The sequence below is a fragment of the Streptomyces sp. NRRL S-37 genome (assembly GCF_000721605.1).
Classification (GTDB): domain Bacteria; phylum Actinomycetota; class Actinomycetes; order Streptomycetales; family Streptomycetaceae; genus Streptomyces.
The window spans coordinates 19,786-31,803 of sequence record NZ_JOIZ01000040.1 but is presented as its reverse complement, the minus strand read 5'-3'; the positions used below and the strand labels follow the sequence as shown (position 1 = coordinate 31,803).

Below are 12,018 nucleotides of genomic sequence, written 5' to 3'. Positions count from 1 at the left end.
CGCGTTTCCCTTTCCGGCGGTTCCGACTCTATCAGATCCTTTCGGGCCTGATTCCCGGTCAGAGCGGGTTGTCTTCCCGGCCGTTGGGCCGTTCCGACGAGTGAGACTTTAGCGGATTCCCGTTCCCCGACCTAATCGGGGATCTGCTCCCTTTCGGGCGCGGATTCCTCATTTCACGAATACGCACGCAAGGACGCGACAGCAGACAGACTGCTGTCTCGAACAGTGGTGGTACTTGCGGAATGGCTGTCCGGGGACCGACCGGAGTCGGCGCTCACGTCGGACAACTCGGAGAACAGTACGGATCCGGCCCGGGTGTGTCAACTCGCTGCCTCGTCCTACCCTCCGGGCGTACTCTGGTCCGCATGACGACGCGTACGTACAACCAGTTCTGGTGGGCCGCCTGACGGCGGCCGCCCCCTACGTGCGCACTCGACGGCCGCCGCCTCGGCGGCCGTTTCTGTTTCTCCCTCCAGGACTCCGAGGGTCGGCCGGCCGGGGACGGCGGCCCCGGACCTGAGACGGAGAAGAGAAGAGATGACACGGGTCTTCAGTGGGATCAAGCCGACCGGGCACCTGACGCTGGGGAACTACCTGGGAGCCATGCGGCAGTGGGCCGCGGTCGACCAGCACCAGGCGGACGCGCTGTTCTGCGTCGTCGATCTGCACGCGCTGACCGTGCACCACGATCCCGCGCGGGTGCGCAGGCTGAGCCGGCAGGCGGCGACGCTGCTGCTGGCGTCCGGGCTGGACCCCGCGCTGTGCACGGTGTTCGTGCAGAGCCACGTGGACGAGCACGCGCGGCTGTCGTATCTGCTGGAGTGCGTGGCCACGGACGGCGAGATGCGGCGGATGATCCAGTACAAGGAGAAGGCCGCGCGGGAGCAGCGGCGGGGTGGGAGCGTGCGGCTGTCGCTGCTGACGTATCCGGTGCTGATGGCGGCCGACATCCTGGCGTACGGGACGGACGAGGTGCCGGTCGGGCACGACCAGACGCAGCACGTGGAGCTGGCGCGGGATCTCGCGGTGCGGTTCAACCAGCGGTACGGGTACATGTTCGTGGTGCCGCGGGCGACGAATCCGTCAGTGGCGGCGCGGGTGATGAATCTGCAGGACCCCCTGTCGAAGATGGGCAAGAGCGACGACACGGGGCCGGGGATCGTCTATCTGCTGGACGAGCCGGACGTGGCGCGGAAGAAGGTCATGCGGGCGGTGACCGACAGTGGGCGGGACGTCGTGTACGACAGGGAGGCGCGGCCGGGGGTGGCGAACTTGCTGGAGATCCTCGCCGCGTGCTCGGGCGGGGACCCGGAGGCGTTGGCCGGTGTGTACGAGTCGTACGGCGCTTTGAAGAGGGATGCGGCGGAGGCCGTGGTCGAGGTGCTGAGGCCCGTGCGGGAGAGGCACCAGGAGTTGTGCGCGGATCCCGGTTATGTGGAGGGGGTGCTGCGGGACGGTGCGGAGCGGGCGCGGGGCATGGCCCGGCCGACCGTTGATGCCGCTTACCGGGCGATCGGCTTGTTGCCGGCGGGCTCGGACACCGGGGCGCCCGTGCTGAACGCGGCCCGGTAGGCGCGGGGGCTGGTGGCGAGGCGCGATGCGAAGTGCTGCCGCATGGTGACCTCGCTGCCGAAGCCCGCGCGGCGGGCGACCTCGGGCATGGGGAGGTCGGTGCGCTCCAGGAGGCGCTGGGCCGCGGCGATGCGCTGGTCGAGGAGCCAGCGCAGCGGGGTGGTGCCGGTGGCCGCGGTGAAGTGGCGGGCGAAGGTGCGCGGGGACATGCCGGCGTGGGCGGCCAGGTCGGTGACCGTGAGCGGTTCGTGGAGGTGGCGCAGGGCGTGCTCGCGTACGGCGGCGAGGGCGTCGGCGTCGCGGTCGGCGCGCGGGGTGGGGTGCTCGATGAACTGTGCCTGGGTGCCGGTGCGGAAGGGGGCCGTGACCATGGAGCGGGCGATGGTGGCGGCGGCCTCGGCTCCGTGGGCGAGGCGGATCAGGTGGAGGCAGAGGTCGATGCCGGCGGCGGTTCCGGCCGCGGTCCAGATGTTGCCGTCCTCGATGAACAGGGCGTCGGGGACCACGGTGACGTGGGGGTGGTGCGCGCGGAAGAGGTCGATCAGGTTCCAGTGGGTGATGGCGCGGCGGCCGTCGAGGAGTCCGGCCTGGGCGAGGGTGAAGGCGCCGCCGCAGAGGGCGGCGATGGTGGTGCCGCGTGCGTGGGCGTGGCGGAGGGCGTCGAGGACCGGGGGTGGTGCGGGGGTGAGGTGGTCGTCGAGGCCGGGGACGACGATCAGGTCGGCGTCGGTCAGCCAGGTGAGGGGGCGGTCGGGGAGGAGGGTGAGGCCGCCGCGCATGGGGACGGGGGTGGTGTCGGTGGCGGTGCGGTGCAGGTCGAAGGCGGGGGCGCCGCGGTCGGTGCGGTCGGGGCCCCAGACCTCGGTGATGACGGAGACGTCGAAGGCGCGGATGCCGGGGAAGGCGACCAGGGCCACACGGTAGGGGGCTGCCATGGGTGGCAGTAAACCATCGATCGCTGACTTTCGGACCTCTGGGAGCCGGTGCTGCCGGGCGGCACGATCGTGGGCATGGACATCGCGCAGAACGCAGCACTGGTGGTCGTGGACGTGCAGAAGGGCTTCGAGGAGGTCGACTTCTGGGGGCCGCGGAACAACCCGGCCGCGGACGACAACATCGCCGCCCTCGTCGACGTATGGCAGTCGACCGGTCGGCCGGTCGTCTTCGTGCGGCACGACTCGGTCAAGCCCGGGTCGCCGTTGCGGGCCGGGTACGAGGGGAACGGGTTCAAGGAGTACGTGGAGCGGCGGCGCGGGAAGGGAAGCGGGGCCGAGCTGCTGGTCACCAAGAGTGTGAACTCGGCGTTCCTCGGGACGCCCGACCTGGGCGCCTGGCTCCGGGAGGCGGGGATCTCGCAGATCGTGCTGGCCGGGATCCAGACGAACATGTGCGTCGAGACGACGGCGCGGATGGGCGGGAACCTCGGGTACGAGGTGGTGGTCGCGTTCGACGCGACGTACACCTTCGACCTGGAGGGGCCCTTCGGCTGGCGGCAGAGCGCGGACGAGCTGGCGCGGGCGTCGGCGGTGTCGCTGCACGGGGGTGGGTTCGCGACGGTGGTGACGACGGAGGACGTCCTGACCGCGGCGAAGTGATCCCCCGCGCGGGAGATCACTTCGCGCGTCGGTCCTTGGCCCTGGTCGTCAGTCCTTGGTGCCGCTCGCGAGTTCGCGGCTGCGGTCGCGGGCGGCTTCGAGGGCGGCGATGAGGGCGGCCCGTACGCCGTGGTTCTCGAGTTCGCGGATGGCGTTGATGGTGGTGCCGGCGGGGGAGGTCACGTTCTCGCGGAGCTTCACCGGGTGTTCGCCGCTGTCGCGGAGCATCGTCGCGGCGCCGATCGCGGACTGCACGATCAGGTCGTGGGCCTTGTCGCGGGGCAGGCCGAGCAGGATGCCGGCGTCGGTCATGGCCTCGACCAGGTAGAAGAAGTACGCCGGGCCGGAGCCGGAGAGGGCGGTGCAGGCGTCCTGCTGGGACTCGGGGACGCGGAGGGTCTTGCCGACGGCGCCGAAGATCTCCTCGGCGTGGGCGAGGTGGTCGGCGGTGGCGTGGCTTCCGGCGGAGATGACCGACATGGCCTCGTCGACGAGGGCGGGGGTGTTGGTCATGACGCGGACGACCGGGGTGCCGGCGGCGAGGCGGTCCTCGAAGAAGGCGGTGGGGATGCCGGCCGCGCCGCTGATGACCAGGCGGTCGGCGGGGACGTGGGGGGCGAGTTCGTCGAGGAGGGTGCCCATGTCCTGCGGTTTGACCGTGAGGATCAGGGTGTCGGCGGTCTTGGCGGCTTCCTGGTTGGAGACCGGGGTGACTCCGTAGCGGGTGCGGAGTTCGTCGGCTCGTTCCTGGCGGCGGGTGGTGACGAGGAGGTCGGTGGGGGCCCAGCCGGCGCGGATCACTCCGCTGAGCAGGGCTTCGCCGATTTTTCCTGTGCCGAGGACTGCGACTTTCTGGGTCATGGTGGTTGGTGCCCTCCGGGGGTGGGTCGTCCCTCGTCATCCTTGCATCCCGGGGGCGGGTGGGGGTGGGGTGTCCGGTGGGCGGGATGTCGGTGGTGGGGTGCCGTCGTGAGTTTTTCGCCCCCGCCGCCCCTTCCCGTCCCGTCCCCGGGGGCTGTGCCCCCGGACCCCCCTTCGGCCCTGGACGGGCCTCGTCCTCAAACGCCGGACGGGCTGATTTACACCGTCCGGCGTTTCAAGGTGGCCGCGCCCAGGGTCAGGACCAGCAGGGCGCAGCCCGCGACGATCGCCGTGTCGCGGACGAAGGCCGCGGTCATGTCGGTGTGCTTCAGGACCTCGTTCATGCCGTCGACGGCGTAGGACATGGGGAGGACGTCGGAGAGGGCCTCCAGGGCCGGGTGCATGTTCTCGCGCGGGGTGAAGAGGCCGCAGAGGAGGAGCTGGGGGAAGATCACCGCCGGCATGAACTGGACCGCCTGGAACTCGGAGGCCGCGAAGGCCGAGACGAAGAGGCCGAGGGCCGTGCCGAGGAGGGCGTCGAGCAGGGCGACCAGGAGGAGCAGCCAGGGGTTGCCGGTGACGTCGAGGCCGAGGAACCAGACGGCGAGGCCCGTGGCGAGGGCGGACTGGACGATCGCGAGGGCGCCGAAGGCGAGGGCGTAGCCGGCGATCAGGTCACCTTTGCCCAGGGGCAGGGCGAGGAGGCGTTCGAGGGTGCCGGAGGTGCGTTCGCGCAGGGTGGCGATCGAAGTGACCAGGAACATCGTGATCAGCGGGAAGATGCCGAGGAGTGACGCGCCGATGCCGTCGAAGGTGCGTGCGCTGCCGTCGAAGACGTAGCGGAGCAGGAACAGCATCACGCAGGGGATGAGGAGCAGCAGCGCGATGGTGCGCGGGTCGTGGCGGAGCTGGCGCAGGACCCGGGCGGCGGTGGCGGTGGTGCGGGAGGCGTTGAGGGCGCGCGCCGGGGCGGGGGTGGTCGTGCTCATCGGGTCGTCTCCTTGGTGCGGCCTGCCGCGGTCGCCTCGTCGACCAGGTGGAGGAAGGCCGCCTCGACGGTGTCGGAGCCGGTGCGGGTGCGCAGGGCGGCGGGGGTGTCGTCGGCGAGGATCCCGCCCGCGCGCATGAGCAGGAGGCGGTGGCAGCGCTCGGCCTCGTCCATGACGTGGGAGGAGATCAGGAGGGTGGCGCCGCGTTCGGTGGCGAGGGTGTGGAAGAGCTGCCACAGGTCGCGGCGGAGGACGGGGTCGAGGCCGACGGTGGGTTCGTCGAGGACGAGGAGTTCGGGGGTGCCGAGAAGGGCCACGGCGAGGGAGACGCGGCTGCGCTGGCCGCCGGAGAGGTTGCCGGCGAGGGCGTCGGCGTGGGTGGTGAGGTCGACGTCGGCGATCGCGCGGGTGACGTTCGCGTGGCGGCGGTCGGCGGCCGCCCGGCCGGGGTCGAGGATCGCGGCGAAGTAGTCGAGGTTCTGGCGGACGGTCAGGTCGTCGTAGACGGACGGGGCCTGGGTGACGTAGCCGACGCGGGTGCGCAGGGTGGGGTGGCCGGCGGGGTGGCCGAGGACGTCCAGGGTGCCGGTGACCTTGGCCTGGGTGCCGACGACGGCCCGCATCAGGGTCGACTTGCCGCAGCCGGAGGGGCCGAGGAGGCCGGTGATCTGGCCGCGCGGGACGGTGAAGTCGAGGCCGCGCAGGACGGTGCGGGTGCCTCGGACGACGGTGAGGTCCTGGGCGTGGACGGCCGGTTCCTCCGGTGGACGGGAGGAGTAATTCATCATGTGATGAATACTCCTCCCGGGGTCGGGAGGCGTCAAGCCGTCGGGGTCGGTGGCGCGGTGGCGAGGAGGAGGACGACGACGTAGGTCTCCTCGACGGCGCCGTCCGGGAAGGCGGCGGTGAGGTGCTCGCGCTGCTCGGCGAGGAAGGCGGCGGCACGGTCGGCGTGGACGAGGAGGACCGAGTGGCTGGCGAGGTTGGCCAGGTGGGTGTCGATCGGGACGCGGCGGCTCCAGCGGATCTCCCGGCGGGTGAAGCGCAGGAGACCGGTGGGGTCGACGGCTCGGGCGTCGGTGTCGCGCCGCTCGGCGGCGGGGTTCACGCCGAAGTGGCGTGCGGTGCGTTCGGCTTCCTCGGCGATCCAGGGCACGTCGAGCGCGTCGGTGTTCCACCACAGGGCGAGCGCCCCGCCCGGCCGCAGGACCCGTACCGCCTCCGGGACGGCGCGGGCGGGGTCGGTCCAGTGCCAGGCCTGGGCGTAGGTGAGGAGGTCGGCGCTGTGGCCGGCGAGGGGGAGGGCGTTGCCGTCGCCCCGGACGAGCGGCACGTCCGGGAGGGTGCGGCGGAACTCGGCCGCCATGCCGTCACCGGGCTCGACGGCGATCACGTCGGCGCCGCGCGCGTGCAGACGGGCGGTCGCCATGCCCGTACCGGCGCCGACGTCCACGACCCGGGAGCCGGCCAGGGGGCGGCCGGTCAGCTCCTCGATCGTGTCGAAGAGGGCGGGAGGGTAGGAGGGGCGGTTGGCGGCGTACCGGGCGGCGGCGGCGTTGAAGGAGTGGGCTCGGGTGAGGCGGTCGGTCCTGGATGGCGTCATACGGCCATGGTGGCCGGGTTTCCGGTGAGGTCAGGAGCGGCGGCGCTTCTTCGACGGGTTGCCCGAGCGGCGGGTGGTGCGCTTCTCGTACTCCGCGCGGGCCTTGTCGTACTCCGCGCGGTGGAGCTTCTCGCCCGGGGCTTCGGTGAAGGTGCGGAGGAAATAGGCGAGGAGGGAGCCGACGAAGCCGATGGCCAGCAGGCCGCGCAGGGAGGCCTGGCGGTCGGGGTCGGGGCGGGTGGTGAAGGCGGACCAGGTGTGGCGGAAGGCGAGCGAGCTGCAGATCGCGAACATCACGATCATGAGGAGGGAGACGAAGCTGCCGACGTCGGCGATGCGGAGCCCGTCGTAGGCGATGCGGAGCACGAGGCAGGCGGCCGCCGCGGCGGCGAGGGAGCCGGCCGCGACGCCGACGCGGCGGGCGGTGTAGCCGCCGGAGTGGTCGACCCAGGTCGTACCGAAGAAGCGGATGGGCTCGGGCCGGGGGCCTGCGGGGGTGGCCGGGGTGCCGTTCGGGTCGTTCTCTGCTGCGCTCACGGGTCGATTGTGACTCCTCCTCCGGGTGCGCACGTGGGCCCCCTCCCCCGTCGGTCCCCGCCGCGGGCCGGTCGTGCACGACCGTGCCCTGGGGTTCCGGGCGGAGTCCCAGGGCACGGTCGGTGCCGGTTCAGCGGATCTCTTCGAAGGGACGTCACTGGCAGCGGGGAGCCACGTACCCGTCGCTGCCGGTGCGGATGTACGCGTCGGAGACGTACTGGCCGCTGCCGATGTTGTCCCAGATGTTGGAGGTGCCGTACGGGCCCGACACCCGGGTGCCCGGTGCCTGGCAGCTGATCCGGACCTCGGCGCCCTCGGGCAGGACCCGGACGACGGAGTAGTGGGTGCCGGGGCCGCTGCGGACGTTGAGCCGGTAGCCCGGAGCGACCGGGTAGGAGCGTACGGCCGTGGCCGCCGTCACCGTCGCCTTCTCGTCCCCGCCCGCGATGTCCCGGGTCTGGTCGACAGACATGAGAAAACCTCCCCCGTTGCGCCCCACGACTGTCGTGGGGTCACGTTGATTCCCCTGGAACCCATCATGAAACACCAGTTCGTCATTCGCGCGTGAGGACGGCACGCCGCCTCGGTCCCCCAGCCGCCATCGACTAGGCTCCGAGCATCGCGCGCGCGGAAGAACAACACGGGGGTGGTTCCATGGCGTCGCAGCGGAACGCCGGAGCGAGCGCGGAAGCGGAACTTCCGGAATACGCCGGTCACTATCGTCTGGAATCCTGTCTGGGCTCGGGCGGCATGGGGGTCGTGCATCTGGCCCGGAGCACCTCCGGGATGCGGGTCGCGGTGAAGGTCGTACACGCCCGGTACGCCATGGATCCCGAGTTCAGAGGGCGGTTCCGGCAGGAGGTGGCCGCGGCGCGGCGGGTGAGCGGAGCCTTCACGGCGCCGGTCGTCGACGCCGATCCGGAGGGCGGGCGGCCGTGGATGGCCACCCTGTACATCCCGGGTCCGACGCTCTCCGAGGAAGTGAAACGGAACGGGCCCATGGACCCGGACCAGTCGCGTCGGCTGATGGCCGGGCTCGCGGAGGCGCTGCGCGACATCCACCGGGTCGGGGTCGTGCACCGGGATCTGAAGCCGAGCAACGTGCTGCTCGCCGAGGACGGGCCGAAGGTCATCGACTTCGGCATCTCCCGGCCGAAGGACAGCGAACTGCGCACGGAAACCGGGAAGTTGATCGGCACGCCGCCGTTCATGGCGCCCGAGCAGTTCCGGCGGCCCCGGGAGGTGGGCCCCGCGGCCGACGTGTTCGCGCTCGGGTCGCTCATGGTGCACGCGACGACGGGGCGTGGTCCGTTCGACTCCGACAGCCCGTACGTCGTCGCCTACCAGGTCGTGCACGACGAGCCCGACCTGACCGGCGTACCGGAGTCGCTCGCGCCGCTGGTGCTGCGGTGTCTCGCCAAGGAGCCTGACGACCGGCCCACGCCGGACGAGCTGATGCGGGAGCTGCGGTCGGTGTCGGCGGCGTACGACACGCAGGTGTTCGTACCGGCGCAGCGGACGCGGGAGGCGCCGGAGGAGGCCGAGCCGGAGTCCCTGGCGGACGCGCCCGCGAAGCGGCCCGCGCGGCGCCTCGGCAGGAGGACGGTCCTGGTGGCCGGGGTGCTCTGCCTCGCCGTGCTCGGCGGGCTCGCCTCGGTGCAGGTGCTCGGCGGCGCGGAACCGGAGCGGAAGACCACCACCGCGCGGAGCGCATCGGGCGGCTTCGGCGTGTGGAAGGCGGTGCCCGCCCCGGAGGCCGGCGGCATGCCCCAGTGCTCGTACGGGGCGGAGAAACTGCTCTGCGCGTTGCCCGGCCGGGTCTTCGCCCTCGATCCGGCCGACGGCCGCACCTTGTGGCGGCACGACGTCGACGGGACGACGCGGAGCGAACCGCCGGTCCTGTCGGGCGGCCTCGTCCAGCCCTCCCTCGACCTGGTCGGCGTCCTGGAGGCGCTCGATCCGGCCACGGGCGAGCCGGTGTGGCAGGAGGACCCGCCCGAGTACGACGGGGTGCGGGCGGTCGGCGACATGCTCCTGCTGACCCGCTCCGACGGGACGGTCACGGGCGTGGACAGTGCCTCCGGCGAGACCAGGTGGTCCCACCGGATTCCGGGGCAGGCCGTGCCGTACTTCTCCTCGTTCGCCGTGGAGCCGGAGGAGACGGGCGGGGCGGGCGGATCGTCGGCGTACGCGGCGAGTCCGTCCGGGGACGGGAACAGGACCCGGGTCACCTCGGTGGATCCGGCGACGGGTGACGTGCGGTGGGACGCGGAACTGGAGGGGACGCTGACGCCGGTGGGAGCGGCGGACGGGGCCGTGTACCTCATCGTCGAGGGCGCCGCCTACGGGGACGCGAAGGCCGTGCTCCGCTACACGCCCGGCACCGGGGAAACCCACCGGGTGACACTGCCCGTGCCCGTCGCGCAGGCGGAGGTCGGCGTGCACGGGGACACCGTGTACCTCATGGGCGCGGGCGGCTCGCTGGCGGCCGTCGACATGGCGGCGGGCAGGCAGCGGTGGCGGCTGGAGACGGGCGTGAGCCGGGGCTCGGAGCCCGTCTCCGACGGACGGCACGTGTACGTCACCGCCCCCGACGGGCGGCTGCTGGGCGTCGACGCCCGCACGGGGGAACTCCTCGGGCAGACCCGGCCGCGGCTCGGCGCCGAAGCCGACCGGGTCCCCGACTCGCTGCCCACGCCGGTGCTCGCGGACGGTCACGTCTACGCCGGCGCGCCCGACGGGACCGTGTTCGGCGTGTCGGGGGACGACCCGGCCGACTGGTGAACCGGGCGGCCGGCTGACTGGGAACGGGGGCCGGCACAGGGAACGCCGGACGCGGATGGCCCGTCCGTGCCCGCCGGGACCGTGTTCGCCGTGGGCGGGTGGGGTCCCGGCGCCCCGCCGACGGCGAGGGCCGCCCCCGCGGTGCGGAAGCGGCCCTGCTCTGCTCACGGCCCGGTGGGGCTCAGCCCAGCTTGCTCACGTCGCGCACCGCGCCCTTGTCCGCGCTGGTGGCCATCGCCGCGTACGCCTTCAGGGCGGCGGAGACCTTGCGGTCGCGGTTCTTCGGGGCGTACCGGCCGTTCAGGGCCTGCTCGCGGCGGGTCAGTTCCGCCTCGTCGACCAGCAGCTCGATCGAGCGGTTCGGGATGTCGATGCGGATGCGGTCGCCGTCCTCGACCAGGGCGATGGTGCCGCCCGAGGCCGCCTCCGGGGAGGCGTGGCCGATGGACAGGCCGGACGTGCCGCCGGAGAAACGGCCGTCGGTGATCAGGGCGCAGGCCTTTCCGAGGCCGCGGCCCTTCAGGTACGACGTCGGGTAGAGCATCTCCTGCATGCCGGGGCCGCCCTTGGGGCCCTCGTAGCGGATGACGACGACGTCGCCCTCCTTGACCTGCTGGGTGAGGATCTTCTCGACGGCCTCCTCCTGCGACTCGCAGACGACCGCCGGGCCCTCGAAGGTCCAGATGGACTCGTCGACGCCGGCCGTCTTCACCACACAGCCGTCGACGGCGAGGTTGCCGCGCAGCACCGCCAGGCCGCCGTCCTCGGAGTACGCGTGCTCGACGGAGCGGATGCAGCCGCCCTCGGCGTCCTCGTCGAGGGTCTCCCAGCGCTCGGACTGGGAGAAGGCCTCGGCGGAGCGGACGCAGCCGGGGGCCGCGTGCCACAGTTCCACGGCCTCCTGCGACGGGGAGCCGCCGCGGATGTCCCAGGTCTTCAGCCAGTCGGCCAGGGACGGGCTGTGGACGGAGTGGACGTCCTCGTTGAGCAGGCCCGCGCGGTGCAGCTCGCCGAGGAGGGCGGGGATGCCTCCCGCGCGGTGCACGTCCTCCATGTAGTACGTGCGGTCCTTGGCGACGTTGGGCGCGACCTTGGCCAGGCAGGGGACGCGGCGCGAGAGGGCGTCCATCTCGGTGAGGCCGTAGGGGACCTCCGCCTCCTGGGCGGCGGCCAGCAGGTGCAGGATCGTGTTGGTGGAGCCGCCCATGGCGATGTCGAGCGCCATGGCGTTCTCGAAGGCGGCGGGGGTGGCGATGCTGCGGGGCAGGACCGAGTCGTCGTCCTGCTCGTAGTAGCGGCGGGTCAGGTCCAGGACCGTGCGGGCGGCGTTCTCGTAGAGCGCCTTGCGGGCGGTGTGGGTGGCGAGGACCGAGCCGTTGCCGGGGAGGGAGAGGCCGATCGCCTCGGTGAGGCAGTTCATCGAGTTGGCGGTGAACATGCCGGAACAGGAGCCGCAGGTCGGGCAGGCGTTCTCCTCGATGCGGAGGATGTCCGCATCGGAGATCTTCTCGTTGACCGCCTCCGACATCGCGTCGACCAGGTCCAGCGTGCGCACCGTGCCGTCGACCAGGGTGGCGCGGCCGGACTCCATCGGGCCGCCGGAGACGAAGACCGTGGGGATGTTCAGCCGCAGGGCCGCGTTGAGCATGCCCGGGGTGATCTTGTCGCAGTTGGAGATGCAGATCAGGGCGTCCGCGCGGTGCGCCTCCACCATGTACTCCACGCTGTCCGCGATCAGGTCGCGGGAGGGCAGGGAGTACAGCATGCCGCCGTGGCCCATCGCGATGCCGTCGTCGACGGCGATGGTGTTGAACTCGCGCGGGATGCCGCCGGCCGCGGTGACCGCCTCGCTGACGATCCGGCCGACCGGGGCCAGGTGGGTGTGGCCGGGGACGAACTCCGTGAAGCTGTTGGCGACCGCGATGATCGGCTTGCGGCCGATGTCCGCACCCGGTACACCGGAGGCGCGCATAAGGGCGCGGGCGCCCGCCATGTTGCGGCCGTGGGTGACTGTGCGGGACCTCAGCTCGGGCATCGTCGCTCGCTCCTTCGGAGAGTTATGACTGTCGTCGAGCGT

General features: G+C 72.2%; 11 protein-coding genes. 3 read left to right on the top strand and 8 right to left on the bottom strand.

Annotated features, from left to right (window positions below):
* Positions 1-537 precede the first annotated feature (537 nt).
* Positions 538-1,572, top strand: coding sequence for a tryptophan--tRNA ligase (trpS, locus tag IH50_RS0135675; RefSeq protein ID WP_030872255.1), 1,035 nt, complete (start codon positions 538-540; stop codon positions 1,570-1,572).
* Here the strand turns inward: trpS and IH50_RS0135670 are convergent.
* Positions 1,503-2,507, bottom strand: coding sequence for a GlxA family transcriptional regulator (locus IH50_RS0135670; protein WP_030872252.1), 1,005 nt, complete (start codon positions 2,505-2,507; stop codon positions 1,503-1,505). The genes trpS and IH50_RS0135670 overlap by 70 nt on opposite strands.
* A 75-nt stretch (positions 2,508-2,582) precedes the next feature.
* Between IH50_RS0135670 and IH50_RS0135665 the strand changes: the two genes are divergently transcribed.
* Complete coding sequence (locus tag IH50_RS0135665) at positions 2,583-3,167, top strand: cysteine hydrolase family protein (RefSeq protein WP_030872249.1); 585 nt, start codon at positions 2,583-2,585, stop codon at positions 3,165-3,167.
* Between the two features lie 48 nt (positions 3,168-3,215).
* On the opposite strand, the gene proC is transcribed toward IH50_RS0135665, so the two are convergent.
* The 6 genes from proC to IH50_RS0135635 all read right to left on the bottom strand — a co-directional run bounded on the left by proC (position 3,216) and on the right by IH50_RS0135635 (position 7,629).
* Positions 3,216-4,028: a pyrroline-5-carboxylate reductase gene (gene proC, locus IH50_RS0135660; RefSeq protein ID WP_030872246.1), complete on the bottom strand. Its 813-nt coding sequence runs from the start codon at positions 4,026-4,028 to the stop codon at positions 3,216-3,218.
* Between the two features lie 218 nt (positions 4,029-4,246).
* Positions 4,247-5,017 carry an ABC transporter permease gene (locus IH50_RS0135655; RefSeq protein ID WP_030872243.1) on the bottom strand — a complete coding sequence of 257 codons (771 nt, stop codon included), beginning with the start codon at positions 5,015-5,017 and terminating at the stop codon, positions 4,247-4,249.
* On the bottom strand, positions 5,014-5,805 hold the full coding sequence (locus IH50_RS0135650; RefSeq protein WP_030872241.1) for an ABC transporter ATP-binding protein: 792 nt from the start codon (positions 5,803-5,805) through the stop codon (positions 5,014-5,016). Before IH50_RS0135650 ends, IH50_RS0135655 begins: the two co-directional genes overlap by 4 nt.
* A gap of 32 nt (positions 5,806-5,837) precedes the next feature.
* Positions 5,838-6,620, bottom strand: a complete 783-nt coding sequence (locus tag IH50_RS0135645; protein ID WP_030872237.1) for a class I SAM-dependent methyltransferase — start codon at positions 6,618-6,620, stop codon at positions 5,838-5,840.
* 30 nt (positions 6,621-6,650) lie between these two features.
* Complete coding sequence (locus tag IH50_RS0135640; RefSeq protein WP_030872235.1) at positions 6,651-7,157, bottom strand: hypothetical protein; 507 nt, start codon at positions 7,155-7,157, stop codon at positions 6,651-6,653.
* A 154-nt stretch (positions 7,158-7,311) separates the two neighbouring features.
* The gene (locus tag IH50_RS0135635; protein ID WP_030872232.1) at positions 7,312-7,629 is read right to left on the bottom strand and encodes an SH3 domain-containing protein; all 318 of its coding nucleotides are present in this window, start codon (positions 7,627-7,629) and stop codon (positions 7,312-7,314) included.
* Positions 7,630-7,811: 182 nt separating this feature from the next.
* Between IH50_RS0135635 and IH50_RS0135630 the strand changes: the two genes are divergently transcribed.
* Positions 7,812-9,941, top strand: coding sequence for a serine/threonine-protein kinase (locus tag IH50_RS0135630; protein ID WP_030872228.1), 2,130 nt, complete (start codon positions 7,812-7,814; stop codon positions 9,939-9,941).
* Positions 9,942-10,122: 181 nt separating this feature from the next.
* Here the strand turns inward: IH50_RS0135630 and ilvD are convergent, their stop codons facing one another.
* Positions 10,123-11,976, bottom strand: coding sequence for a dihydroxy-acid dehydratase (ilvD, locus tag IH50_RS0135625; RefSeq protein ID WP_030872222.1), 1,854 nt, complete (start codon positions 11,974-11,976; stop codon positions 10,123-10,125).
* Between the last annotated feature and the right edge of the window lie 42 nt (positions 11,977-12,018).